Source organism: Vibrio sp. TRT 17S01, from assembly GCF_050113695.1.
Taxonomy (GTDB): domain Bacteria; phylum Pseudomonadota; class Gammaproteobacteria; order Enterobacterales; family Vibrionaceae; genus Vibrio.
Genome location: NZ_JBNJOG010000005.1, coordinates 267,965 through 294,409 on the forward strand (window position 1 = coordinate 267,965; position 26,445 = coordinate 294,409).

Annotated in this window: 18 protein-coding genes; 10 read left to right on the top strand and 8 right to left on the bottom strand. The window is 43.6% G+C overall.

The window, feature by feature from the left end; genetic code table 11:
- Nucleotides 1-284 precede the first annotated feature (284 nt).
- Together ACQEXS_RS10705 and ACQEXS_RS10710 are read left to right on the top strand one after the other, a co-directional pair.
- Nucleotides 285-2,138 (top strand): ABC transporter ATP-binding protein, encoded by a 1,854-nt coding sequence (locus tag ACQEXS_RS10705; RefSeq protein ID WP_427013813.1) that lies wholly within the window; start codon nucleotides 285-287, stop codon nucleotides 2,136-2,138.
- 121 nt (nucleotides 2,139-2,259) lie between these two features.
- Nucleotides 2,260-2,964: a DUF445 domain-containing protein gene (locus ACQEXS_RS10710; protein WP_427013814.1), complete on the top strand. Its 705-nt coding sequence runs from the start codon at nucleotides 2,260-2,262 to the stop codon at nucleotides 2,962-2,964.
- 52 nt (nucleotides 2,965-3,016) lie between these two features.
- Here the strand turns inward: ACQEXS_RS10710 and ACQEXS_RS10715 are convergent, their stop codons facing one another.
- From ACQEXS_RS10715 to ACQEXS_RS10740, 6 genes are all read right to left on the bottom strand, one after another.
- Nucleotides 3,017-3,493 carry an Lrp/AsnC family transcriptional regulator gene (locus tag ACQEXS_RS10715; protein WP_427013815.1) on the bottom strand — a complete coding sequence of 159 codons (477 nt, stop codon included), beginning with the start codon at nucleotides 3,491-3,493 and terminating at the stop codon, nucleotides 3,017-3,019.
- Between the two features lie 115 nt (nucleotides 3,494-3,608).
- Nucleotides 3,609-3,836 carry a hypothetical protein gene (locus ACQEXS_RS10720; protein ID WP_367990366.1) on the bottom strand — a complete coding sequence of 76 codons (228 nt, stop codon included), beginning with the start codon at nucleotides 3,834-3,836 and terminating at the stop codon, nucleotides 3,609-3,611.
- Nucleotides 3,837-4,009: 173 nt separating this feature from the next.
- Nucleotides 4,010-5,497: a sodium/proline symporter PutP gene (gene putP / locus ACQEXS_RS10725; RefSeq protein ID WP_427010783.1), complete on the bottom strand. Its 1,488-nt coding sequence runs from the start codon at nucleotides 5,495-5,497 to the stop codon at nucleotides 4,010-4,012.
- Nucleotides 5,498-5,568: 71 nt separating this feature from the next.
- Complete coding sequence (locus ACQEXS_RS10730; protein ID WP_367990368.1) at nucleotides 5,569-6,267, bottom strand: 1-pyrroline-5-carboxylate dehydrogenase; 699 nt, start codon at nucleotides 6,265-6,267, stop codon at nucleotides 5,569-5,571.
- A gap of 21 nt (nucleotides 6,268-6,288) precedes the next feature.
- Nucleotides 6,289-9,408, bottom strand: a complete 3,120-nt coding sequence (gene putA, locus ACQEXS_RS10735; protein ID WP_427013816.1) for a bifunctional proline dehydrogenase/L-glutamate gamma-semialdehyde dehydrogenase PutA — start codon at nucleotides 9,406-9,408, stop codon at nucleotides 6,289-6,291.
- A 187-nt stretch (nucleotides 9,409-9,595) separates the two neighbouring features.
- On the bottom strand, nucleotides 9,596-10,414 hold the full coding sequence (locus ACQEXS_RS10740) for a helix-turn-helix domain-containing protein (protein ID WP_427010786.1): 819 nt from the start codon (nucleotides 10,412-10,414) through the stop codon (nucleotides 9,596-9,598).
- Nucleotides 10,415-10,864: 450 nt separating this feature from the next.
- Between ACQEXS_RS10740 and ACQEXS_RS10745 the strand changes: the two genes are divergently transcribed.
- The 3 genes from ACQEXS_RS10745 (at nucleotide 10,865) to ACQEXS_RS10755 (ending at nucleotide 14,964) form a co-directional block, all read left to right on the top strand.
- Nucleotides 10,865-11,971: a PEGA domain-containing protein gene (locus ACQEXS_RS10745; RefSeq protein WP_427010787.1), complete on the top strand. Its 1,107-nt coding sequence runs from the start codon at nucleotides 10,865-10,867 to the stop codon at nucleotides 11,969-11,971.
- A gap of 145 nt (nucleotides 11,972-12,116) precedes the next feature.
- A complete protein-coding gene (locus ACQEXS_RS10750) occupies nucleotides 12,117-13,940 on the top strand; it encodes an SUMF1/EgtB/PvdO family nonheme iron enzyme (RefSeq protein ID WP_427013817.1) in 1,824 nt (607 codons plus the stop codon).
- A gap of 310 nt (nucleotides 13,941-14,250) precedes the next feature.
- Entirely contained in the window at nucleotides 14,251-14,964 is a 714-nt protein-coding gene (locus ACQEXS_RS10755; RefSeq protein WP_367990373.1) for a helix-turn-helix transcriptional regulator, read from the top strand.
- A 28-nt stretch (nucleotides 14,965-14,992) separates the two neighbouring features.
- On the opposite strand, the gene pdxH is transcribed toward ACQEXS_RS10755, so the two are convergent.
- Nucleotides 14,993-15,628, bottom strand: coding sequence for a pyridoxamine 5'-phosphate oxidase (pdxH, locus tag ACQEXS_RS10760; RefSeq protein WP_367990374.1), 636 nt, complete (start codon nucleotides 15,626-15,628; stop codon nucleotides 14,993-14,995).
- Nucleotides 15,629-15,949: 321 nt separating this feature from the next.
- Here pdxH and ACQEXS_RS10765 point away from each other — a divergent pair, with 321 nt between their 5' ends.
- From ACQEXS_RS10765 to ACQEXS_RS10785, 5 genes are all read left to right on the top strand, one after another.
- Nucleotides 15,950-17,341, top strand: a complete 1,392-nt coding sequence (locus ACQEXS_RS10765; protein ID WP_427010790.1) for an HlyD family type I secretion periplasmic adaptor subunit — start codon at nucleotides 15,950-15,952, stop codon at nucleotides 17,339-17,341.
- A 54-nt stretch (nucleotides 17,342-17,395) separates the two neighbouring features.
- Entirely contained in the window at nucleotides 17,396-18,058 is a 663-nt protein-coding gene (locus ACQEXS_RS10770) for a transglutaminase-like cysteine peptidase (protein ID WP_427010791.1), read from the top strand.
- 5 nt (nucleotides 18,059-18,063) lie between these two features.
- The gene (locus ACQEXS_RS10775) at nucleotides 18,064-19,974 is read left to right on the top strand and encodes a bifunctional diguanylate cyclase/phosphodiesterase (RefSeq protein ID WP_427013818.1); all 1,911 of its coding nucleotides are present in this window, start codon (nucleotides 18,064-18,066) and stop codon (nucleotides 19,972-19,974) included.
- 13 nt (nucleotides 19,975-19,987) lie between these two features.
- Nucleotides 19,988-22,105 carry a type I secretion system permease/ATPase gene (locus ACQEXS_RS10780; protein WP_367990378.1) on the top strand — a complete coding sequence of 706 codons (2,118 nt, stop codon included), beginning with the start codon at nucleotides 19,988-19,990 and terminating at the stop codon, nucleotides 22,103-22,105.
- 387 nt (nucleotides 22,106-22,492) lie between these two features.
- Nucleotides 22,493-23,656 carry an amino acid permease gene (locus ACQEXS_RS10785; protein ID WP_427013850.1) on the top strand — a complete coding sequence of 388 codons (1,164 nt, stop codon included), beginning with the start codon at nucleotides 22,493-22,495 and terminating at the stop codon, nucleotides 23,654-23,656.
- An 84-nt stretch (nucleotides 23,657-23,740) separates the two neighbouring features.
- On the opposite strand, the gene ACQEXS_RS10790 is transcribed toward ACQEXS_RS10785, so the two are convergent.
- Complete coding sequence (locus ACQEXS_RS10790) at nucleotides 23,741-26,281, bottom strand: glycosyl hydrolase family 18 protein (RefSeq protein ID WP_427013819.1); 2,541 nt, start codon at nucleotides 26,279-26,281, stop codon at nucleotides 23,741-23,743.
- Nucleotides 26,282-26,445: the final 164 nt, after the last annotated feature.

The following is a 26,445-nucleotide window of genomic DNA, read 5'->3' on the forward strand; positions in this document are numbered from 1 at the left end:
TAGATAATCGAAATTGTAAGCATAATGTTAAAATAATATTTACTGAATTATCGATAGTTATAGCAGTTAGGTTTAATTATTTTACTGCCAGCAAGTCAAACAACAGTAAATATTACTGCGTATATCAATTTTCAATGCATAATATCGGATAATATGCATAACAAAGAATAAGTTTTGCAAATTCACTGGTTACAATTTGTACGCCAACGGTATACCATATCTTCACCCTTCTCCAAATGGACAAGTGCATACCAATCAATCACTTAAAACGCTTAGGAATTAGCATGTTTAAACGATTCGAGGGTTTCACCAAACCTTTTCCCGATCAAGAACCCACACAGCCACCGTCTGGGATCTTTGCCTTCTGCCGACACTATACAAGAGGCTTTGAAGGGCCGCTTATTCTGATGTCTTTGTTAGCCACCATTGTCGCTATTGTAGAAGTCTCTCTTTTTGGTGCGATGGGCAACTTGGTTGACTGGTTATCACAAAGTAACCCTGAGACATTCTGGCAAGACAATCGTAGTGAACTCATTTTCTACAGCCTTCTATTATTGGTTGTCATGCCTGTTCTTGTGATTGGATACTCACTACTTGTTCATCAAACGCTGTTGGGGAACTATCCAATGTCTGTACGTTGGTTGGCTCACCGTTACTTACTCAAACAAAGCGTGAACTTCTATCAAGATGACTTCGCTGGCCGAGTCGCCACGAAAGTGATGCAAACCTCTCTTGCTGTTCGTGAAACTGTCATGAAGACCATGGATGTCTTTGTCTATGTGTCAGTTTATTTCACTTCAATGGTGTTTTTACTTGCACAAGCAGACTGGCGATTAATGATCCCAATGTTGTTGTGGCTCTGCGCTTACGTAGGCATTCAAGTTTACTTTGTCCCTAAGCTGAAAAAAGTCGCGACACAACAAGCGGATGCGCGTTCAACCATGACTGGACGTATCGTCGATAGTTATACCAACATCACGACCGTTAAGCTGTTCTCACACAGCAAACGTGAAACCGAATACGCTGAAGAAGGCATGCAGGGTTTCCTCAAAACTGTCTACCGTCAAATGAGGCTAGTAACTGGTTTCGATGTCGCGGTAGAGATCACTAACTATATATTGGTGTTTTCGGTTGGTGCGCTGTCTATTTATCTATGGATGGATGGTTCCATCACCATCGGTGCCATTGCGGTTGCCATTAGCTTAGCACTGCGCCTTAACGGGATGTCGATGTGGATCATGTGGGAAGTTGGTGCGCTATTTGAGAACATGGGTACCGTTGTTGACGGTATGAAAACATTATCAAAACCGATTGATATTGAAGATAAAAAAGATGCGAAGCCACTTCAAGTTACGCAAGGTGGTATTGAGTTTGATAATGTGAGTTTCCATTACGGAGACAAAAAGAAAGGCGTGATCAGCAACCTTAATCTGAACATTCAACCTGGAGAGAAAGTCGGCTTGGTAGGACGCTCAGGCGCAGGAAAGTCAACCTTGGTTAATCTATTGCTTCGCTTCCATGATGTTGAAGAAGGATGCATTAAGATCGATGGTCAAACCATTTCAAACGTTCGTCAAGATTCACTACGTGCTCAAATCGGTATGGTGACACAAGACACGTCTTTGTTGCACCGCTCTATCCGAGACAACATTTTGTATGGCAATCCTGATGCAACAGAGGAAGAACTGCTTCGAGCAACCAAGCAAGCACATGCACACGAGTTTATCGAAACACTCAACGACCCATTTGGCAATGAGGGTTATGACGCTCAAGTCGGCGAACGTGGCGTTAAACTGTCGGGAGGACAGCGCCAGCGTATTGCTATCTCCCGAGTACTATTAAAAGACGCCCCATTACTGGTCTTGGATGAAGCAACTTCAGCCCTCGATTCCGAAGTTGAGGCGGCGATTCAAGAAAGCCTCAATGAGTTAATGCAAGGAAAAACAGTTATTGCAATTGCCCACCGCCTGTCGACGATCGCTGCAATGGACCGTCTAATCGTTCTTGATAACGGCCAAATTGCAGAGCAAGGTACCCATCAGGAGTTGATCAATAACAAAGGTATATACGCTCAACTCTGGGCACACCAGACTGGAGGTTTTATTGGCGATGAGGCCATAGAAAAACAAAGTGCTTAAGCTAGTTACCTAAACGACCAAACAGAGGCAGCTCATATGATCTGCCTTTATTTTACCCCTTGTCCCTTGCAACGCGACTCAATATACTCTTGCCAATTTTTCCATCAACTGACTGACAACAATGAATAAAAGTTTACTAACTAATGTTATTGCGCTAGCACTATTAGCCGGTGGTTACACCACTGGTAACGAGATTGCCTTTTACGCAGGCTTATTTGCCTTTTCCGGTGCTATCACCAACTGGCTTGCCATTCACATGCTCTTTGAGAAAGTACCCGGCTTGTATGGCTCGGGGGTTATCCCAGCTCGCTTTGAAGACTTTAAGTTAGCTATCAAGACTTTAATGATGGAGCAGTTCTTTACTCGTGAAAACATCGATAAATTCTTGAATAAAGAAATGACTGGCACACCGACGTTAAATCTCGAACCCATCATCGAGAACATCGATTTCAATCCAACATTTGATTCATTAGTAGAAGTCATTGCGAGCTCCTCGTTTGGCGGCATGCTAGCCATGTTTGGTGGAACAGAAGCCTTGTTGCCTCTCAAAGAACCTTTTGTCGAAAAAATGCAGCAATCTGTCGTTGAGATCAGCCGTAGCGACTCTGTGAAGAATGCGCTAAGAGATCAATTAGAAGCACCTGCGATGATGGATGAGATCAAACAAAACATTGAAAACATCATCGTTCAACGTCTCAATGAACTGACTCCGCAACTTGTCAAAGAAATGGTTCAGAAAATGATCAAAGAGCACCTTGGTTGGCTTGTCGTATGGGGCGGCGTTTTTGGCGGTCTTATCGGCGTCATAAGCACCTTGTTTTTATAACCCAAAAAGGGAAGCAGAAGCTTCCCTTTTTAACTTTTGGCATTCATAACACTTACAGTGAAGAAATTAAATCCGGATTGAGTCCAAAACTAGTCTTATGTTCCTCAATCACAACTTCACTTCGAGTTTGGATCACTCCAGGCAAAGTTCCTAGCTTAGTCGACATAAAACTCTGATATGCCTTCATGTCCTTTACTCGTACTTTGATCATGGTATCGAAATCACCAGAGAGCGAATAACATTCCTCAATCTCTGGCATATCAGCAACGGCCGCTGCAAATTTTTCAAAAACAGAAAAGCTGGTTTGATCTAATCGGATATGAATGAAGACCTGTACATCTAAGCCTAACTTCTCTGCATTCAGCTCCGCGTGATAACCCTTGATATAACCTTCTTTTTCAAGTCTTTTCACTCGGTCTGAACACGGAGACGTTGTCAGATTCACCATCCTTGCAAGCTCGACAACTGGTAGCCTTCCTTTGAGGTGTAGGATGCGAAGGATTTCTCTATCAATTCTGTCTAAATCCATATAGTGGCTCTTCTTATTATTGATGCTCATTGCATCATAATAGAAATGAATCCACAGAGATAGTTGTCCCTCACCTCAACCTATTGGTCTTAGGTCAGTGAAGAGAGATAAGCGTTTAAGCGGCTTTGATATTGGAAAAGTTTACGCCAGCAGACAGTGTTTGGTGATTACAACTGCGGCAAAAATATGTGCGTTCCATTTTCACATAGTGATCACCCTGAATAAGTGTAGAGAAAAAACACTGAATATTTTTGAAAACAGATGAGTGTTCATCCTGACAACGCTTCATCACCACTTTATGTGCTGTCTGTTTTTGGCAGCATTGGCAGTAAGCTTTTGGCATGATGTTCTCCCTGAGTAATACGATGTGATTCAGTGTGTGGACACAGAGTCAGCGCCCAAGTTCCCCTCCCTTGCGAACAAACACCAAAAACGTGAGATTAACCTCAAAAATTAACTGGCAAAACAAAAACGGCCCTACTAAGGCCGTTTTGTTAGATAAGTGATGAACCAATGTTATTCGAGCTCTTCAAGCTGTTTTTCGAATTTTGCATACTGTGCTTTCACTGTGTCATCTGGCTCCCCTGTCAGCAAACTGACAGCCACGATAGAAATCGTTGAGAATATGATACCCGGTACGATTTCATAGACATCAAACCAACCACCTGACAACTGTTTCCAAACCACGATAGTAACCCCACCAATGACAATACCGGCCAGCGCACCATTACGATTCATACGTGACCAGTAAAGGCTTAGTACCAGAGCAGGACCAAATGCGGCACCAAAGCCTGCCCAAGCATAAGAAACGAGACCTAATACAGAACTGTCTGGTGTCATTGCTAATACTAAAGCAACAATGGAGATACCAATCACAGCCACACGGCCAACCATCACGATCTCTTCAGAACTTGCATCTTTCTTAAACACTTGTTTATAGAAATCTTCCGCTAGTGCAGATGAAGACACTAAAAGTTGTGAATCGGCAGTACTCATTACCGCAGCAAGAATAGCAGCCAGTAAAATACCAGCAATAACAGGGTGGAATAACGAATTCACCAACAGCATGAAGATTTTTTCACCATCATCCACTGTAACACCTGAATTAGTGACATAAATCAGGCCGACAATCCCTACTAGCATGGCTCCTGCCATCGAAAGTGCCGTCCAAATCACTGCGATGCGACGTGCTGTTGTGAGATCTCGATTTGAGCGAGACGCTTTGAAACGCGCCAAAATATGTGGCTGACCAAAATACCCTAAACCCCATGCAACCAATGAAATAATAGCAATGGCAGATAAAGGCTCACCTTTTGAATCGTTCCACAAGGTGAGTAACTCAGGATTAATCGCTTCCATTTGCTGACTGAGGTCGCTAAAGCCACCTTCCATTGCAGCAATAGGGACAATCATCAAAGCCGCTGCCATCAACAACCCTTGAACTAAATCTGTCCATGACACAGCAAGGAAACCACCAAATAAGGTGTAAGACACCACACATAGAGTGCCGATGATCACCGCCGTTGTGTAATCAAGACCAAATACTGTTTCAAACAATTTTCCGCCAGCCACCAAGCCTGAGCTGGTGTAGAAAAGGAAGAATAGAAGAATGAAGAAGGCAGAAATTACTTGAATCAGTTTCGAATGGTCGTTAAAGCGACGCGATAAAAACTCCGGCAACGTCAACGCATCGGTAGTTATGCTATATGTGCGGAGACGTTTTGCATTAACAAGCCAGTTCAGCCACGTACCGATGAGCAAGCCACCCGCTAGCCAAAATGCCTCAATACCAGCAGCATATGCGTATCCTGGCAAGCCAAGTAACAACCAACCACTCATGTCGGACGCCCCCGCAGACAATGCAGCAGGCCATGGCCCTAAGGAACGACCGCCCAAGAAATAATCGGTCGAGTTTTTCGTTCGTTGATATGCAATCACACCTATTGCCAGCATCAAAATTAGATACGCAACAAAGGTGGTCGTAATAGCAAAGCTATTTTCCATTAGTATGTCCTCTTATATTAGATCGCCTCGCATAGATGCCCCTGCGTCTTTAGGGGCACCGGCGTATAGCGTTAATGAGCTTCGCTTCCTAGCTCTAACAAGGTCGCGTTCCCGCCCACAGCGGTTATATTTATTGTTCTTGTTCTTTCGGTAATAAACCGAAGAGAAAGGTATGGATCGTGAGCAACAGGCAATGCAGCCAGATCCGTTTCAGACACCAAACTCACAATCGCACCTGTACGCTTTGCAAGTTGGCAGTTGATGCTGCGTTCAAGTGTGGAATGGCCAACATACGCAACGTTACGTACATCAGAATCCATCAATTGATGGTATGCATCAAAAGGGGCGAATTGAATAAGATTCGCCGGTAAAGAAGAGTGTGAATAAGCCGTTTCCAAAGCCTGAGTAAGCTCAGAATCATCACTGCACAAAATCACACTGTTTCCTGAAATGAGTGCAGCACTAAACATCGCCAGCACAGACTGTTTTGCATTGAGACTGCTTTCATCTTGAATGATTAATGCCACACCACGACCAGCAGTATATAACTCGTTGGTTTCTCCCGTAGGGCCAACCAAAGCATGGGGTTGCGCCAGTAGTGTCGATGCTTGTTGGAGGTGATATGAAACTACTTCACCAAGATTCGGAACACTTTGTTCAAGTGCTCCTTTAAAAGAGAGTAAACACTCACTTTTAGAATCGAAATCGGTTAAATTCCAGTTTTCCCACGCAGAATACGCATCGGAAAAACGTGTTACTTGATGCACCATAGTGTTCTCCTTAATTGCGCATTATTGGTAATTTACTTGAGTAAAACGGAACAAATAGTGAGGGCCACCAGCTTTAGGGCCAGTGCCCGATAGCCCTTGTCCACCAAATGGCTGAACCCCAACAACTGCACCCACTTGATCTCGATTGATGTAGCAATTCCCGACTCTTGCATGCTTTTCAATCCAACGGTAGGTTGTTTCATTGCGGCTATGGATACCCATAGTTAACCCAAACCCAGTTTGATTAATCTCTTCGACAACTTGAGTCAGTTGGTTCGCTTTGTAGCGAATAATATGCAGTATTGGCCCAAATTGTTCTTCCGCTAGGCAGTCAATACCATTAATTTCAAATGCTGACGGCGCAATGAAATCACCATGTTCACACACCTCATCAAGTTCAAGTTGAGCAACTTTTCGCTGACTATTCGTCATGTGTTCAATATGACCTTGCAGTTTCGCTTTAGCCGTCGCATCAATCACGGGACCAACATCGGTGTTATGCAGATAAGGAATACCCACTTTGAGCTCTTGCATAGCACCTTGAATAAGAGCAACGATGCGGTCGGCAATATCTTCTTGCACATACAACACTCTTAATGCAGAACAACGTTGTCCTGCCGAAGCAAATGCTGAGCGAATCACATCCCGTACGACCTGTTCAGGCAGTGCCGTACTGTCAACAATCATGGCATTCTGCCCGCCTGTTTCTGCAATAAATGGCACAGGTTGGGCATCGCGCTCGGCTAACGTTTGGTTAATTCGTTGAGCGGTGATTGTGGAGCCAGTAAACGCAACACCAGCAATAGCAGGATGAGAGGTCAATGCAGTTCCGATATCCGCTCCTCGCCCGGGAAGCAATTGAATGGTTCCGTCAGGAAAACCAGCCTCTTTCATTAATTCCACTGCACGAGCGGCGATAAGAGTGGTTTGTTCTGCGGGTTTTGCAACTACGGTATTCCCAGCCACTAAAGCAGCGACCACTTGGCCAAGGAAAATCGCCAATGGGAAATTCCATGGGCTGATGCAAACAAACACGCCTCGACCTTCTCGCGATACGGTTCGAACGCTGCCGTCAAAACCCGTCACTTCTAGTGAGCCTAACGCTTCCACTTGTTTTGCGTAATAACGGCAAAAATCGACCGCTTCGCGCACTTCATCGATGCTATCGTGGATCGTTTTCCCTGCTTCTTGATGGCAAAGCGCGACTAGTTCGGCAAGGTTTTCTTCCAACAAATCAGCTAACCTTTCCAACGCTGATGCTCTCGTAGCTTTATCACTTCGCTGCCATGAATAAAAAGCGTTGTGCGCTCCTGTGATAGCTTCGGAAACATGATCAAGGCTGGAATGAGTAACAAACCCTACCTCAATACGGCGATCATAAGGCGCTTTAACGACATCAAGCCGTTCACTTTCCTTGATCATGCTTTCGCTAAGAATCGTTCCATTAATGACGGGACCAGCACTCCACTGCTTAGATAAAAACCTATGGACTTGAGCCTCAAATCCTTGGGCTTCGCTTTCGACATCAATATTGACTCCGAGAGAGTTTTTACGCTCAGAAAACACGTTTGGAGGCAAAGGAATGTTGGCATTGTGTAATGTTTCGAAAGCGCACAGCATGTCAACGGGGTGATGAGTAAGCGAACTCACAGGGCAGCGAGCATCGACAAGACGATGTACAAATGAACTGTTGGCACCATTTTCTAATAAGCGTCGCACCAAATATGGCAGCAGATCTTTATGGCTCCCGACAGGAGCGTAGATGCGAACAGATTGTTGATACTTCTCCATCGCATGGAAGTACAAGGAATCTCCCATGCCGTGCAAACGCTGAAATTCAAAGTCTTTATGCGTTGCCATGACCGCAATAGCCGTCACAGTATGCGCATTATGGCTCGCAAACTGTGGGAAAATATTGCCTCGAACATGCTCACTCAACAGGAATCGAGCACAGGCTAAATAGGCAACGTCTGTTGCTTCTTTACGAGTATAAACAGGGTAGTTGGCGTACCCTGCTTGCTGGGACCATTTGATCTCACTATCCCAATAAGCGCCCTTAACTAAACGAAGTGGTATTAAGTCACCTTGTTGTTTTGCCAAGGCATTGAGCCAAACTAAAACAGGTAAAGCACGTTTTGAGTATGTCTGAACAACGATGCCAAACTTACCCCACCCTTTAACTAACTCACTGCGATACACTTTTTCAAACAGCTTTAATGATAGCTCTAAGCGATCGGCTTCTTCCGCATCAATCGTAATGGCTACATCCAGCTCTACCGCGCGGCTCAGAAGCTGTATCAACGTGTCATATAACTCTGTTAAAACACGCTCTTCGTTGGCAACTTCATAGCGTGGATGCAAAGCAGAAAGTTTGATAGAAACAGACGCAGCAGGGCTGGTATCTAACCCATAGCGATCGCGACCTACCGCCTCAATCGCCATTAAATAGTCTTTGAAATACTTGTTTGCATCCGTTGAAGTTAACGCAGCTTCGCCAAGCATATCGTATGAATACGTGAATCCTTTATCACGCATTGGGCGGCCATTTTTCTGCGCTTCAGCAATACTTCGCCCTAAAACAAATTGATGCCCCATGATCTTCATGGCTTGGTGCATCGCTTTACGAATCAGAGGCTCTGAAAGCTTATTGACTAAGCGATTTACAGCTTGAGCAGGACTCTGCTTTTCCCCATCAGACAAACCAACCACTTTACCTGTGAGTAGCAATCCCCAGGTAGACGCGTTAACAAAAACAGAATCTGAACTCTTAAGGTGAGATTTCCAATCCGCAACACTGAGCTTGTCTTTAATCAGCGCATCAGCCGTTGCCGCATCTGGAATACGCATCAAAGCTTCAGCCAAACACATCAATAGAATACCTTCCTGAGTATCCAAGCTGTACTCCAATAACAAGGCATCAATCATTTGAATCGAGTTTTTATCCGCTCGAATCGCTTCTATTAACTGAGTGGTTTTTAGGCTAATTTGCTCTTTTTCACGCTCTGAAGGCGTAGCCAAAGGTAAAAGTTGTTTTAGCCATTGAGTTTCGTCCACCATATACAGTGGCGAGATCAGTGACCACAGCTTATCCAGCGGTTGCTGGGCAAACTCGGCGTTCAGTACATCTGTCGCAGTAAACATCCGTCTTCCTCAATCTCATACCTGAGCAAAAATTACTCAGATTTTCTACAATGGCATGCAGTGTATTTTGAGCGGGTGAGGAATACTTGTCAAAAACTCCGAGTCTTTTGCTAAAAACTACGCTTTTTAACAAAATAAATACAGAGTCACACCAAATTAATCAAAATAATATCTGGCAAATGTTTTCTTATTTAACATTAATTTGTTTCTTGTACTGAGATGGTGACAAACCTTGAAGGCGAGTAAAAGTATGGGTAAATGTGCTTTGACCAGAAAAACCCGTTAACTCAGCAACCTGCCCTAATGATAAACTTCCTTGCTCGATAAAACGCTTGGCCATATCGATGCGTTTACCAAGTACATATTGATGTGGAGTGATCCCCATTTGTTCTTTAAATAGCATATGGAATTGGCTTTCCCCTAGGAATACACTACCTGCTAATTGTGCAACCGAGATTTTCTGCCCTAGATGACGTTCGATATATCGATCAATGGCATCTAGGTCAAAACGTGAGTCTTTTCGATGAGTTTCAAAGGAAGAGATATGCCGTTGCAGCAAAGCAATAACAGTATCATTGCAGGCGCGGCTGAGAAGCAAGTCATCAGGGCTCGATTGCATTTCATTGACCAGCATATGAATCAACTTCTGAATCTGACCATCTAATTGGAAGTAAGTCTCCGAATGACTCAGCTCATTAAGCTTTTTCAGCATTAAAGGGTCATCATCACTCGGTAAAGGCATATTCAACACTAAAATATCAGATTGCCCTACCACACCGCCGAATGCATGCCCAGCACCAGACTGCACCACACAACCTTGGCCCGGCCCCACTAAGTTGCCCATCCCACTTACTTCGAATTCAGCTTGTCCCTTTAACCCAATCACGACCTGAGTGTAACTGTGATCATGACAATCCATATGTGAAGGTAATGTGACCAGTTCTGCGGGCTTGGGCGACAAAAGTTTGTCAGTCGAAACCGTGGTTAGGAGCTGCTTAGCTGTCATTTGGAACACTCGGCAATGAAAAACACTTCTCATTTCGAATGGTATAACAAAAGTGAACTAACTCGAAATTTTCGCTATCTGTCATTCACTATATGCATAGCAACACACTAAGAATGCTATTTTGTAAGTTAATAATGTTGAAATTTTGTATCTTTTCTATTTCGGAACAATGATCAAGTGCACATAAATTACGGCGAATGTCTGTTCAGCTGATTTTCTCAAACATAGATCGAGAAACTTCACTTGCATATTTCGTGAATCAGCTCAAAATGAATAACAGTACTTTATTATGACTTACAATGATTTAGAATTTATTCTAAATTATTATTAAGTAGTAGGTTAATAAAGGACGAAAAAATCCGTTGTTCTACACTTTAGAGCAACAACGTCAAAAGTTTGTCTATTTACTTTTACCATTGGTGAGTTAAACGTTAATTGTTGCAGGGACTTATGATAAAACGTCGCATCCCAGCGCTCTTGCTTGCGCTAACCCCTTTTTGGGTTTCGACATCGATTTCAGCGGAAGAAGCTGCACAGACAGATCCTGTCGCCGCAATCGATAACAAATTGAGCAATAAACAGTCAGAAATCGATACTATGGCCACTGAGTTCGACTCAGAAGCCGATAAGTTGCAACTGCTTAAAAATGAGCAGGCTAAACTTAAGCGTGAACAACAGGATTTAGATGCCAAGCGGAACCGAGCAAAGTCTGCGCTGGACAAACAGTATAGCCGCCTTTTAGATGATCCAGAGACTGACCTTGTTAGCTTCCAGAAAAAATACCAAGACGCTTGGACAGCAGTAAAAAACAACCAAAATGCCATGTTGGAAAACCAACAGGCAATTGCTGAAAACGAAATGCGCTTATCGCAGGTAAAACAAAAACAAGCCCGTCTAAATACCGAATTTTCCTACCTACGAGAGCAAAAAGTAGAGGCGCGCGTTAAACGTCTTGATGCTGAGCTTCGTGAGAGCGAAGTTTTAGAAACCAGCTACAAAACAACCTGCTCTGCCACAATGACCTTAGGTGAATGTGCAAGCCAAGGTAAATACCTTACCAAACAAAAAGCCGTCAAAACCTTTAAAGCCAAGCTGATGGATAGCTTAACGGAATCCACAATGGCAAAACAGAATGCTAAAGATGTCCAACTGAATATTCACGTTCAGGAAAGCCAACTTATTCGCAGTGGTTTTGAAGGTAACAACAGCTACTTCACTCAAATGCAAGCACAACTTCAAGCTAAACCGGAAGCAGTGGCCGCATGTAAGTTGCTCAACGTATCTTCACGTTACTGTTTGAAAGGCGAACGCCAAACCACACAAACGAAGAAGCAAGAAAAAAGCTGGGTGAATGTGATCGTACGTTCAGACCAATATAACGATGCGGTAATTATTAATGGTATCGAATACGGAAGTACACCTGTCGAAGTTGTTCTTCCAAAAGGAAATCATCAAGTCACCGTTTCGAAAGATGGTTACCAAACTTACAACCGAGTCATCAGCGTACACAGCAACGATACGGTATGGGTAAAACTAAGACCAAACACCAATAGCTAACGTACTCATTTTCGGTTTCAAATCACAAAGATGTACTAAAAACGCCATGTTGACTCTAAGTTACAGCAAAGTAACTTCAGGCAAGATGGCGTTTGCGTTTAGAATGAATTCATTAGCCAATTTATTAATAAGTAGAAGAAAGACAATGCGACAAGGTTTATCCGCTATTTTGCTAGCTATTTCTCCTTGCTTGGTTGCGACGCCAACTTTGGCTGAAGAGTTACCAACCTCGGTTATCGCAATAGATGACCAGCTATTTACTAAACATTCAGAATTATCGAATGCCAAAGCTGAGCTTGATAAACAACAAGAGCTGGTAGACGACCAACAACGTCAATTAAAGACACTGGCCAAGCAGGCGAAATCCTTTGATACTGAAATGACAAAAGCCAAAGCTGATCTCGAGCGTGATTATCAGCGAATGATTGATGAGCCAAGTATCGATATCGTTGCATCTCAACAGGCTTATCAAGATGCTTGGGCTAAAGTAAAACAAAATCAAAAATACCGCCTCGAAGCAGAACAAGAACTTGAAGAGCTCAGTGCTAACTTATTCTCTAAGCAGACTACCGTTGAACACATCAAGGAAAGCATCAATGAGCTTGATGTTGCCAAGCTGCGTGCACGCGCAGAGCGCATGAAAGAGGAGTTGCAACAGAGTCAAACTCTTAATGTCAGCTTCACAAATCGCTGCCAATCTTCAATGACCCTCGCTCAATGCGATAGCCAGACAAAAGAATTAGCGCTTCAAAAAGCGGTAAAGCAGTTCCAAAATGCATTGATAGACTCTACAACCGAGTCGAGCCTTGCTAAACAACATATCGACCAAGTGTCATTAAACACGCACGTACTACGACACTCTGTAGTTGAACAAGGATTCTATGATGGTGAGCGTTACCGGAATATTTTGGATGTTCAATTAGAAGCTCGTCCTTCAGAAAGTGCAGCTTGTAAGCTTCTAGGTATTAAAAACACATACTGTTTTGCACCTGGTTATGAAGCAGCTCAACAAAGCAGTGAACAAGAAGTTGCATGGGTCAGTTTATCGCTTCGTTCAAACCAGTATGGTGATAAAGTCATAGTAGATGGTGTAAGTTATGGCAGTACTCCAGTCGAGGTGTTGTTGCCAGTTGGCTTACATAACATTGTCATTAAGAAAGACGGCTACCACTCCTACCAAAAAGAGCTTCGCATTACATCCAATTACTCACTGCGCGCAAACCTAGTGGAAAAGAAAAATATTCTTTCGGCTGGTGATAAGTTTGCCGACAGTATGCGTGGCGGGCGTAAAGCACCAGAAGTGATTGCGTTACTACCTGGCGAATATTTAGTTGGAGAGCATGCGTCAAATCAGATTTTCCTTGATCATGCTTTCGGCATTGGCGCGACTCCTGTCACTGTGAATCAATTTGAATCCTTTGTGAATCAAACCAACTATCAATCAGATGCTGAGCTAAAAAATACGTGTACAACCATTAAAGATGGTGAAATCACACCAATTTCAGGGAGTTACTGGCGCAATCCTGGCTTTAAGCAATATGAAAACTCTCCTGTTGTCTGTGTCAGCCGCAATGACGCTAAGGCTTATATCAATTGGCTAACCAAGCAAACTGGATTTAAATATCGCCTACCAACTGAAGATGAATGGGAAATCGCCGCACGCTCTGGCAGCCATAATCAATATTGGTGGGGAGATAAATTCGAAGCAGGACGAGCGAATACCGGTTGGAGTGGTACTCCATGGTCAAACAAGAGCACATCTCCAGTGAGCGCATTCAAACCAAACAAACTTGGGATTTATGACGCTATTGGTAACGTGTGGCAATGGACAAGCGATAGTCGAGGTATCGCAAAAGGTGGCGCATGGAACTCTGCTCCAGAGATGGCGGCAGCACACCAACAACTGTTCCTTTCGCCGTCATCCACTTCTAACTACGTTGGTTTCCGTATCGTTCGAGAAATTAACTAGTGGCCACATCCAACTAATACAAAGGGGGGAATTCCCCCCTTTTTTGTTGCCAAATGAAAGCTTACATTAACAACGAACTCCCCATGCGAAGCAAAGGAGTTTTGTATCTGATGATACATCTATCCTCAGCAAGACCCTCGCTGAGTGCATAGAACCTCTTCTACACGTCAACAAGAGAGAATCTTGTATTTGCCAGCCAAAACAGTGGCTGGCATTTTTTTATCCAGAACAATTAACTAATAAATTAGTTAATTACAAAAACTTTCGGATCGATTATCATCGTTAAGATAGTCTTTAGGATGCATATAAATTGGACAAGCAATTAGTATCGCTATTCAAGCAACTTCCCGGATATTGGGGATGCAAGGACCTTAATTCTGTATTTTTGTACGCCAACGATGCCTATGCTTCATTAGTGGGGCTAGCTTCATCTAGAGAATGCTCTGGTCGTACAGATTTTGACATGCCCAGTGCAACAACTCGTTTTGCCCATTGCTTCCAAGAACAAGATCGCTATGTCATTCAGACCCAAAAATCATTGAAAGTTCTAGACATACATCCATATCCTGATGGTTGTTGGCATGCCCACATTTTTACTAAAACACCATGGTTTGATGAAAATGGCACCGTTCAAGGCACCATTTTCTATGGGCAAGACTTAACCGATACAGCAGTATTAGAAGTCGGACACTGGGTTTGCCGAGCAACAGGTATGATTGCCCCGCCAAACCTGCACCACCTCCCTAGTCGTCATGAAGATGGCTTATGCAACCTAACCATTAGAGAGTCAGAAATACTGTTTTTATTGCTTTATGGTAAAAAACCTAAGTTCATCGCCAATGCAATGAACATTTCGATTAAAACATTTGAAAGCTACGTCGTCAGGTTAAGGCATAAGTTTGGAGCACATAGTAAAGCCCATCTTATCGATTTGGCTTTAGACAAGGGGTTTGGTTCACGTATCCCCCAAACGCTATTAAAAACACAACTTTCTGTGGTTCTAAATAGTGACTACGCCGCATAAGCGGCGCAGTCATTTAGGTAGGCAGTGATTAAGGGGCTAAACGGTCGATGTCCCAACGTTCATCGGTTTTGGAAAATAAGAAGCGATCATGCAAGCGGTGCTCACCACCTTGCCAAAACTCTATGCTTTCAGGTCGGATACGATATCCCCCCCAAAAACTTGGTACTGGAATTTCACCTTTTTCAAACTTCTTTTTAAGTTCTAAGAATTTACCTTCCAATACACCTCGAGCAGAAATCCGGCTGCTTTGCTTACTCGCGATTGCCGCAAGCTGGCTTTCTTTTGGGCGAGAGGCAAAATACTTCATATTCTCTAAGGCCGTGAGTTTTTCAGCCGTCCCAGTAATGTGGACTTGACGTTCAATCGGGTGCCATGGGAAATGAAGGCTGACTTTACTGTTTCCTTCAATTTGATCTGCCTTTCGACTACCTAAATTGGTATAGAAAACAAAGCCCCCATCATCAACATGCTTTAGTAGAACAATACGTTGAAATGGCTGACCAGTGCGGTCGACCGTTGCGACTGTCATCGCCGTTGGATCGGTAAGATGGGCATCTATCGCTTGCTGCAGCCAGACATTAAACTGCTCAATTGGGTTCGCACACAAGTCTTTGCGTCTTAAGCCACCTTTCCTGTACTCACGACGAATGTCTTCAAGTTCCATCTTTACTCCTCAACATTTTTTGCTGATTGTGCGCCTATAAATTGAAGAAAACAACCATCAAACCAGATTTGTACCTGTACCATCCCTATTCATCACATAGGAAGCACCTTTCGATAGTGAGCCAGTCAATATTTAGCATGATAATGCAGGGAAATAATCCCGATTTTAGAACAAAAGGTGTATCTTGAGCTTACATCGGTATATATCTAAGCTTTAAGTACCATAAGATAGCGCATGATGTTTTGTTCTCAACACCTTAACATTTGGGTCAATGGGTAATAAAATCAGTTAAATAACACTTTTTAGTGACAAGGAATCACAATGAGCAAAAGCGATTATAATAAGCTCTCCCCCACTGAACTTGACTACATTGATGATAAAACAGCCGCGCTACTTCTCAATACGCCTAGCAACGCAAGAGTCATGCTTTGGGTGATTGTTTTATTTTTTGCTATTGCTATTGCTTGGGCATCTTGGGCACAAATCGATAAAGTGACAGTCGGCCAAGGTAAGGTCGTCCCTTCTTCACAAGTTCAGGTCATTCAAAACCTTGAAGGTGGTCTTGTAAAAGAAATTCTCATTCGTGAAGGCCAGCAGGTAAAAAAAGGGCAACAGCTACTATTACTTGATGACACACGATTCCGCTCAGATTTTCGTGAGCGAGAGCAACAGGTCGCCAACTTAACAGCAAGTGTTACTCAACTGTCTGCATCCATGACCAGCGTAACGGTTAACGAACAATTTAACGAACAAAACTGGCAAAAGAACGTCGTCCTTGATTACAGCAAACTCGTTTTCCCAGAGGAGTTTGCTAAGCAACGTCCCGGATTAGTTGCTCGTCAAAAAGCAGAATACCGACAAGATCTCAATAATCTACGAAATCAAATATCCCTTATCGATCAACAGGTCAAACAAAAGCAACAGGATTTAATTGAAATTCAGGCTCGAGTACGAAATCTCCGAGAAAGCTACAACTTCGCCAAGAAAGAGTTAGACATCACTAAACCACTGGCTGATGAAGGGGTTGTACCTCGTATTGAGTTGTTGAAACTACAACGACAAGTCAACGATACTCGACGTGAGTTGACATCCAGTAAACTCAAGGTACCCGTCTTACAGTCTGCGATCAAAGAGGCGATGTTAAGCCGAATTGATGCGGCCCAAAAATTTCGCTCAGAGCAACAAGAGAAACTGAATCAGGCACAAGATAAGCTTTCTGCGATGACCGAGTCGACTGTCGGCCTTGAAGACCGTGTAAATCGCACCATAGTAGTTTCTCCCGTCAATGGCACGGTCAAAACGCTTAACTTCAATACCGTCGGAGGGGTAATTCAACCGGGTATGGACATCATCGAAATTGTCCCTAGTGAAGATACGTTGCTGGTTGAAGCCAAAATAGCGCCGCAAGATATTGCCTTTTTAAGACCAGACTTACCTGCCATTGTTAAGTTTAGTGCTTATGATTTTACTAAATACGGTGGATTACAAGGCACGCTCGAGCACATCAGTGCTGATACTACGCAAGATGAAGAAGGCAACAGTTTTTACCTAGTCAGGGTTCGCACTAAAGAAACATCACTCAACCATGATGAGTCTCTGCCCATTATCCCCGGGATGACAGCCTCGGTGGATATCATCACAGGTAAGCGAACAGTAATGGAATACTTAATGAAACCGATTTTAAGTGCTCGAACTAACGCATTAAAGGAATAGTTTATGCTCAAACCAAACGTTACTTACACACTAAGTTGCCAGTAAAGGCATTGAATGAAATATTGGCTCGCCGCTCTCATTCTTATCACGGCATCAACCACGTCTATGGCGCTAAATACCCGAGAACAACAGTGGGTAAATGCTGTGCGTGCGACCTATGGCGACCGAGCTGGTCGCCGAGTAGAAACATGGCGACGAGAAATGAGTCAATATAAAAATTTGGGAGAAAGAGATAAGTTAACCAAGGTTAACAATTTCTTTAATCAGCTTAATTTCGTCAACGATATTCGTTTATGGGGTAAGAATGACTACTGGGCAACACCTCTAGAATTTCTTGGAAGTAACGCTGGTGACTGTGAAGATTTCACAATTGCGAAGTACTTCTCCCTGCTTGAACTAGGTGTCTCAGATAAGAAACTACGCCTTGTGTATGTTAAAGCTATTGAGCTAAATCAATTCCATATGGTTCTCGCGTACTACTCCAAGCCGAGTGCAGAACCCATTATTTTAGACAATATTAATCCAGTGATTAAGCCCGCTTCTACGAGACGGGATCTACTACCGATCTACAGTTTTAACGGTAAAAACCTCTGGCTGATGAAGTCGAAGAAAGGCCAACTGGCCGGTAAATCTTCACGTCTCAGCTTGTGGAATGATCTGCGGGCACGTGAGCGTTCACTGAAATTGAATAAACCGATAGTCAATTACGATGAGTAGGCAATATGACTTTATATAAACAGCTTGTCGCGGGAATGATAGCGGTGTTTTTGATGCTGATGGCATCTGTATTTATCATCGAATTCAACACCACGCGAAATAACCTAGAGCAGCAACAACGCTCAGAAGTAAACAATACCATCAATACCGTTGGATTAGCCCTTGCGCCCTATTTAGAAGATAAGGATCAAGTCGCAGTTGAATCGGTGATTAACGCCTTATTTGATGGCAGCAGTTACTCCGTCGTACGACTTATTTTTCTCGATACAGGTGATGAGATCATTCGCTCATACCCAATTAAACCTAATGATGTCCCTCAATGGTTTACTAAATTAAACCTGTTTCAAAAAATCCATGATAAGCGCGTAGTAACAAGCGGTTGGATGCAGCTCGCGGAAGTCGAGATCGTCAGCCACCCTGGGGATGCCTACACCCAGCTTTGGAACGCTTTTGAACGCCTTGTTATCGCATTTTGCCTAATTTTTCTTATTGGATTAGGTGCTATCTCTTTTATTCTCAAGCGCGCATTACGTCCACTACAACTCATCGTTGAAAAAATGGAGCAAGTGGCTCGAAATCAATTTGGCGATCCTCTGCCTCGTCCTGCAACCAAAGATCTTATCTATGTTGTCGATGGTATTAACAGCATGTCAGCGCAAGTGGAACTGGCATTTAAAGCGCAAGCCAAAGAAGCACAGCAACTGCGAGAGCGCGCATACATCGACCCAGTATCTCAACTTGGCAACCGAGCTTACTACATGAGTCAGCTCAACTCTTGGCTCGGCGAAGGTGGCCACGGCGGTGTTGCCATTTTAGAAGCACGCTTTATCAAAGAATTGTACGATGACAAAGGCTATGAAGCGGGTGATGGAATGATCCGCCAATTGGCCGATCATTTGAAAGTCTCTCTGACATCTCCAAACGTCGCTATCGCGCGAATCTCAACTGAAGAGTTTGGCTTCATCTTGCCAAATATGGAGGACTCTGAACTCAAGTTAGTGGCTGAAAGCATTGTCACTTACGTCCAAGATATCAGTGCCGACCCAACAGGCATGGCTTCAGCTGATGTATCACTAGGGGTAGTCCACAACGAGTCAGGGCGAACATCAACAGAAGTACTCACCATGCTTGATAACGCGTTGGCGACATCTAAAGCTAACCCAGACCTTCTTTATGGCTACGTCTCAAGTGAGACGCCTCAGAACCTAATGGGTAAACAACAATGGAAGAACCTTGTCGAGGAAGCCATTAACAATGATTGGTTCAGCTTCCGCTTTCAAGCTGCTAACAATAGCTGGGGGCAAACATATCACCGAGAGGTGTTCTCAACCATAGAAAAAGACGGTGAGCGCTACAGTGCCAACCAGTATCTTTTTGCCCTTGAACAATTAAACTCAAGTCATATTTTCGACGAATATGTCATTACAGCGATTGTGAATAAACTAGAGCAAGGTGCGTATGAAGAGCCAGTTGCTGTCAACATCGCTCAAAGCAGTATCGCCCAGCCTAGCTTTATTCGTTGGGTGACACAGTTACTCAACAAGCACAAATCTGTTGCCGACAAACTTCACTTTGAGATCCCGGAAAGTTGCTTTATCAATTCACCTCACCACACAGCACTGTTCTGTAATGCTGTTCGTAATGCTGGGGCTGATTTCGGTGTCGACAATTATGGTCGACATTTCCATTCTCTAGATTACATCAACGAGTTCCGCCCAGCATATGTCAAGTTGGATTACCTCTACACTCACCATTTAGATGATGAGAAACAAAAATTCACACTGACGTCAATTTCTCGAACTGCGCATAACTTAGGCATAAAAACTATCGCATCAAGAGTGGAAACTCAAACTCAGCTCGACTTCCTGTCCGAGCACTTCATCGAAGTCTTCCAAGGCTTCATAGTGGATAAATAAAAGGTTGTAATGAATGCAAGATCCGCTGCTTAATTCGTTAATTTATGTTAGCCGTTACTACGGATTAGCGAATTCACCAGAAGCTCTGATAAACGGTTTGCCACTCACTGATGGCAAACTGACACCATTTTTATTTCCTCGCTCAGCTGAGCGAGCAGGCTTAGTTGCAAAAGAAAATCGCTCTGGACTCAACGACATTTCTGAACTCGTACTCCCTGTCGTTTTGTTACTAAAAAGTGGAGATGCGTGTGTACTAAACAGCTTCAATAAAGATCGAAGTGAAGCTGAAATTGTTACCGGATCGTCTGGCTTAGTTCCCATCTCGATTTCTTATGAGGAACTTGAAGAACTTTATCTGGGTCGATACTTTCTGGTCAAAAAACAGTTTCGTTATGACGAACGTTCACCAGAAGTCTTGAAGACTCGTGAGGGTCATTGGTTTTGGAGCACAATCTGGCAATCGAAGAAGATTTATCGCGATGTCCTGATTGCTTCCATACTGATCAATTTATTTGCGATAGCCGCCCCCATGTTTACCCGCTTAGTGTATGACAAAGTGGTGCCAAACTTAGCATTCGAAACCCTCTGGGTGCTTGCGAGTGGTATTTTTGTGATTTTCCTTTTTGACCTTTCACTAAAGCTGCTGCGAAGTTATTTCATTGATGTGGCGGGAAAGAAATCTGACATTCTCATTTCATCCAAGCTATTTAGTAAAGTTTTAGGTATACGGATGGAGTCCCGCCCTCCATCCGTCGGCGCTTTTGCACGACACCTCCAAGAATTTGAGTCGATTCGTGAGTTCTTTACTTCAGCAACCATAGGTTCCTTGATTGACCTGCCTTTCGCACTGCTCTTTTTACTATTGATCTGGTTGATGGCAGGCAATTTGGTCCTTGTTCCAATTGTCGGTGTGATTATACTCATCGTCTATTCAATTCTTATTCAAGGACCACTTCGTCACGCCATTGAGGAAGGCTCAAGGCTCGCTTCCCAAAAGTATGCGAACCTAATTGAAAGTCTTGCCGGCCTTGAAACCGTCAAGCTTTTTGGTGCACAAAGCCAGTTCCAATATCGCTGGGAAGAAGCTGTGGCTCACATGGCCAATTGGAATATTAAGAGTCGTCGCATTACAGATGGGATCCAGAATACTGCGGGCTTTGTTCAGCAAGCTTCAAACGTTGGCATGATCATATTAGGTGTGTATTTAATCGCAGAAGGTGAGCTAACCATGGGGGGACTTATTGCTGCCACCATGTTAAGTGGGCGTGCTATTGGGCCTATGGTTCAACTGTCTCTGCTTTCTACACGCTACAACCAAGCAAAATCATCCATGACCATCATTGAACAAGTCATGACGATGCCAGACGAGCAAGAAGAAGGTAAACGCTATATCCATCGACCGATTGTCCACGGCAAAATTGAACTCGATAAAGTCACGTTCCATTACCCAGACTCACCGATCGCCTCTATTCGAGATGTTTCTTTGACCATCAATCCTGGTGAAAAAGTGGCCATTATTGGCCGGATTGGGTCAGGCAAAACAACGCTTGAACGCCTTATCATGGGCTTATACCAACCAACGGAAGGTCACGTAAGGATAGATGACACCGATATTCAGCAGCTGCACCACATTGATATTCGCCGTAACATTGGCTGTGTGCCTCAAGACAGCCAACTATTCTATGGAACTATCCGTGACAACATCACTCTAGGTCGCCCTTTAGCAGACGACCGTGACGTAATGGACGCAGCAAATCGCGCAGGTGTTACTGTTTTTACTCAACAAGACCCAGCAGGGCTAGAGCGCCAAGTAGGTGAAGGCGGAATGTTATTATCCGGCGGTCAGCGTCAAGCAGTTTCAATCGCTCGTGCAATTCTAGGTCGCCCACCCGTCCTATTGTTAGATGAGCCAACCAGCGCAATGGATAATCGTTCAGAAATGCATATCAAGCAACAGCTTGCGCAGATGAAACCTTCTGAAACACTCATTCTCATCACACACAAAACATCGATGTTAGACGTCGTAGACAGGCTTATCGTGATGGAGAAAGGCTGCATTATTGCTGATGGTCCAAAGGCTCAGGTACTCAATGACCTAAAGCATGGCAAAGTTCGAGCCGTCAATCACTAGGGTCTGTTGATCTTTCGAGATGATTTTTGCAGCAATTTGTGGGTTCTTTATGCAAGGCAGAGCTTAGAATGCTAGGCGTCACACCTTGCGTCGCGATTAAAAGGCATAGAATTCGAACAAAATTTAACCGCGAAAGATCAACAGACCCTAACCCATCACTCAAATAATAAAACCAGCTTCGGCTGGTTTTATTATACCCACCTATCCTTAACCAGAAATCAGTCATTCTGCGAATGATAAAAATATCAACACTGAGACAGAAAGAGAAAGATCCTGATATCAGACCTCTTTTTTTACATATGCTTTGTTAACCTGCCTGTCATTTGTCCAATTTGCGGAACAAATTCACACAATTAACTAAAAACAACGAGGATATTTCCTTTGAATATGAAACTCTTTGGCAGTTCACTTATTTTATCAGGAACTGCATTGGGAGCAGGGATGTTAGCAATCCCAATGGTATTAGCGCAGTTTGGGTTTATCATCAGCACAATACTAATGTTGCTGATCTTTGTTGGTACCACCTATTCTGCCCTATTACTCACGGAAGTATGCTCTAAGACGAAAGACAACAATGGGATGAGCAGCGTTGCGGAAGCAACGTTAGGCAAGCAAGGGAAGTATTTCATCAACACATGTTTCTACTTACTTCTAGTTTGTATGATGATCGCTTACTTGATCGGTATTGGGGACTTATTTCATAAACTCTTCTCTTCCATCCAACTCAATCTTTCTGCACAACTCAGCTACATTTTGTTCAGTCTTTTAACTGGGGTTATTGTTGTCGCTGGCAAAACATACGTCGATAAACTCAATCGCGGATTGTTCATCATTATGGTGATCATGTTATTTGTCGTAATCTGCTTTCTGTTCTCCAATATTAAACTGGACTATTTGATTGAAACCCCAGCTTTTCATACCAATGAAGTGATTCGTTATAGTGCGGTCATTTTTACCAGTTTTGCATCTATGGTCGTAATCCCATCCTTGGTGTTATACAACCGAGAAGCATCAAAAAAGCAATTACGCAATATGGTACTGTTAGGCTCAGTGATCCCACTCATCTGCTACCTTACTTGGTTATGTGCAATTATCGGCAACCTAGGCACTGAAGCCATTAGCCAATTTAATTCCATTTCAGAGCTCATTGCTGAGTTTAGTAGCGAGCAATCAACGCTACGCACATTGATCGCTATTTTCTCCGCTCTTGCATTGATTACATCATTCCTTGGCGTTTCTATGGCATTATTCGACCAAAACATAGATGCCATTACCAACAACAAAGCGATCGCTTACGCACTCACCTTTGTTTTGCCGCTTGCGATTGCAAACACATTCTCTGATAAATTTGTGAGCATGCTGGATTACGCTGGGATGATTTTGGTTTTTCTTGCTGTTTGGGGACCAATCGCCATGACTCTCAAAGTACGCAAAAATGAAACCACTTTTGCCGTAACTGAGCATGACTATACTGCTGGAGGTGGCACTATGGCGCTCATCACTACATTTGGTTTTGGTGCTCTAGTTTTGATTTCTTGGTTCATGCATTAAAAAACACCATCAACTTAACTAAAACAGAAAATAAAAAAGCTCTGCAAATGCAGAGCTTTTTAGTATCAACATAAAGTGTACTGATTAGTTAGTTGCACAATCTGCAACACCCACCTCTTTCCAAACACCCCATTCACCAGACTTGCTTGGATCTTCACCTGTAGTCCACCACTTCGCTTCCCAGACTTTGCCAGCCCAAGTTACTTGGTCACCACCGTTGTACACGCCAGCTGCATCCCAAAGGTTAGTACAAGTGTTGCCTGTCGTAGTCTTAGCAACCACAACTGTAGCAGAAGCTGAAGACGTTAACTTGCCATCACTAGCAGTCACTGTAAACGCTAAAGAAGTGTCTACTGAGTACTCCGGTGCAACAAATGTCACTGTTGCTCCATCGACTGTGGCAGTCAAGCCAGCAGGTACATCCCATGTAAATGTCAGTGCATCGTTATTTGGATCAGTCGACGCTGACGCATCAACCACAACAACATCACCAGCATTCGCTGTAGCAGGAGCTGTTACTACTGCAACTGGCGGTTCATTTACTGGTGTTACATTCTTAGGATTCACAGTTACAACAACTGTATCCGTAGCCGTAGCACCTTCATTATCTGTAACCGTCAACTTAAAGCTTAGCGTTTCAACTTGAGTTACTTCAGCAACATCGAAACTCGCTTGAGCTGCATTCGCACCAGCAAGAACAACTGGGGAACCTGATACTTGCTCCCATAGGTAGCTAGCAATGGTTCCGTCAGTATCTTTAGAAGCACTGCCATCTAGCGCGACTGAAGCAGGCCCCGTTACTGTTTGGTCTGCACCAGCTGCCGCAACAGGCTTCTTGTTCACTGGTGTAACCGTACCACCAGCAAGACTTTCGTGCATTGCATTCAAGATGTCGCCATTGTCCGCATCAATTTCCCAAGAGAACAAACCAGCTAAACCAAGAGAACGAACGTACTCACCTTTCGCTTGAACAGAGAACTTATCATCAAATGTGATCAACTCACCTGTTGTGCGGTTCCAAACCCAAGGTGCTTTCGCTTGGTCATCATAACCATACTCGAAGCCATTGATACCCGTGTGAGCATCACCTAGCATGTAAGTTTTGATGCCTTTGTAGTCAATAACGCCATCTTCCCAGACACCTTGAGTTGTACTACCTTTCAGTTTGCCTGTTGCAGTACCCGTCATTGGATCATTTGGATCAGTGAGCGTATCCGGTGTAACACCTTCCCATCCGCGACCATACATTGCTGTACCTAGAACCAGTTTGTTCGCGGGAACACCTTGTGCAAGTAGCAATTGAATACCGTTATCAGATGTGTAAGCAGGGCCTTTGTACGGTTCACCATTTTCGTCAACACCAGTACCATCACATTGACCAGGGCGCATGAAGGTACCACAGTAAAGTGCCGTTTGGTGACCAGGTACGTTGTTCCAACCACCGTAGAAGTCGTATGTCATTGCGAAGATGTAATCCATGTATTGGATTGCATCGCCATAATTCACGTCTTCAATCTTATCGTGACCAACACCAATTGCAGAAGTTAGCTCGTACGTACGACCTGTTTCAGCTTGCAGTTCATCAAGCATCGCACGAAGTTCACGCATTAATGCGATGTATGCCGGGCCATCATTTACAGGGTCACCTAGGTTTGGAGCAGCACCGCCGCCACCAGGGAATTCCCAGTCAATATCCACACCGTCATAGAACTTCCATGTCTTCAGGAAGCGCTTCACAGACGCAACGAATACGTCACGATTTTTCTTATCTACGAAATCATAGAATGGGTCAGATAGCGTCCAGCCACCGATAGAAGGAATGATTTTTAGATCTGGGTTACGTTGTTTCAATGCCATTAGCATTGCGTAGTTACCCTTGATTGGAGAGCTGTATTCATGACCAGCCTGAGGGAAACTCTTCTGATAAGCAGCCCACGGATCATGGATAACAACTTCATAATCTGGCACACCTTGACATGCAGTTTGTAGAGCATTAAAGCTGTTGCCACCTACAGATTTAACTGACTCGTTCGGACCACAAATTGGAATAAATCCATACAAAATATGGGTTAGGTTGTCGACAGGCATATTGTCAACAGTGTACTTACGACCGTAAATACCCCATTCAACAAAGTAAGTACCTACTACTGTGTTTGGATCAGTGTTGTAAGTCTTGTTGTTTGGATCAACATTCATCACTAGTGGCTTCAGGTGTGAGCCATCAGTATCTGCAACTGTGATTTCTACGGGTGCACTCTTACTACAACCTGTCGCATCACACGCTTCAATTTCCATTTGGTACAAGCCACCTTGACCATATTTGAAGTTTGCAGCAGTTTGGCTACCTGTGATTGGGCCTGTCGCTACCTGAACTCCGTCAAAGTAAATTTTGTAAGTGTCACCTGTCGTGCCACTCCACTGATTAAACTTAACTGTGATATCTGCTTGCTCATGGTACTTAACCATTTGGTTGTAACCAGATACAGTTTCCATCGCCAATTCAATCTTCGAAAATTGAAGATTGTTTGACCCATACACATCAACGCTTGGAGCAGTTGGTGCAGCCATCGCAGCACCAGACAGTGCCATAGCGATACTTGCGGCGCACAAAGTAATACGATTCATAGCTATTCTCTCATCCCTTGAATATTCACTTTTTTTATTTGTTGCTGTTCTTGCGGTACTGCGTTGAAGAACATCACTTTCAGTATTCGAAAGACTTTTTTTTAGATACGAAAATTTAAAGGGCTTTTCGAGTGATAACCCATAAAAATCCAGGGTGTTATCAC

Excerpts from the sequence above, each read along its gene's own strand:
- ACQEXS_RS10705 (WP_427013813.1), top strand. The coding sequence starts at position 285 with ATGTTTAAACGATTCGAGGGTTTCACCAAACCTTTTCCCGATCAAGAA.
- ACQEXS_RS10710 (WP_427013814.1), top strand. The coding sequence starts at position 2,260 with ATGAATAAAAGTTTACTAACTAATGTTATTGCGCTAGCACTATTAGCC.
- ACQEXS_RS10715 (WP_427013815.1), bottom strand. The coding sequence starts at position 3,493 with ATGGATTTAGACAGAATTGATAGAGAAATCCTTCGCATCCTACACCTC.
- ACQEXS_RS10720 (WP_367990366.1), bottom strand. The coding sequence starts at position 3,836 with ATGCCAAAAGCTTACTGCCAATGCTGCCAAAAACAGACAGCACATAAA.
- putP (WP_427010783.1), bottom strand. The coding sequence starts at position 5,497 with ATGGAAAATAGCTTTGCTATTACGACCACCTTTGTTGCGTATCTAATT.
- ACQEXS_RS10730 (WP_367990368.1), bottom strand. The coding sequence starts at position 6,267 with ATGGTGCATCAAGTAACACGTTTTTCCGATGCGTATTCTGCGTGGGAA.
- putA (WP_427013816.1), bottom strand. The coding sequence starts at position 9,408 with ATGTTTACTGCGACAGATGTACTGAACGCCGAGTTTGCCCAGCAACCG.
- ACQEXS_RS10740 (WP_427010786.1), bottom strand. The coding sequence starts at position 10,414 with ATGACAGCTAAGCAGCTCCTAACCACGGTTTCGACTGACAAACTTTTG.
- ACQEXS_RS10745 (WP_427010787.1), top strand. The coding sequence starts at position 10,865 with ATGATAAAACGTCGCATCCCAGCGCTCTTGCTTGCGCTAACCCCTTTT.
- ACQEXS_RS10750 (WP_427013817.1), top strand. The coding sequence starts at position 12,117 with ATGCGACAAGGTTTATCCGCTATTTTGCTAGCTATTTCTCCTTGCTTG.
- pdxH (WP_367990374.1), bottom strand. The coding sequence starts at position 15,628 with ATGGAACTTGAAGACATTCGTCGTGAGTACAGGAAAGGTGGCTTAAGA.
- ACQEXS_RS10765 (WP_427010790.1), top strand. The coding sequence starts at position 15,950 with ATGAGCAAAAGCGATTATAATAAGCTCTCCCCCACTGAACTTGACTAC.
- ACQEXS_RS10770 (WP_427010791.1), top strand. The coding sequence starts at position 17,396 with ATGAAATATTGGCTCGCCGCTCTCATTCTTATCACGGCATCAACCACG.
- ACQEXS_RS10775 (WP_427013818.1), top strand. The coding sequence starts at position 18,064 with ATGACTTTATATAAACAGCTTGTCGCGGGAATGATAGCGGTGTTTTTG.
- ACQEXS_RS10780 (WP_367990378.1), top strand. The coding sequence starts at position 19,988 with ATGCAAGATCCGCTGCTTAATTCGTTAATTTATGTTAGCCGTTACTAC.
- ACQEXS_RS10785 (WP_427013850.1), top strand. The coding sequence starts at position 22,493 with ATGAAACTCTTTGGCAGTTCACTTATTTTATCAGGAACTGCATTGGGA.
- ACQEXS_RS10790 (WP_427013819.1), bottom strand. The coding sequence starts at position 26,281 with ATGAATCGTATTACTTTGTGCGCCGCAAGTATCGCTATGGCACTGTCT.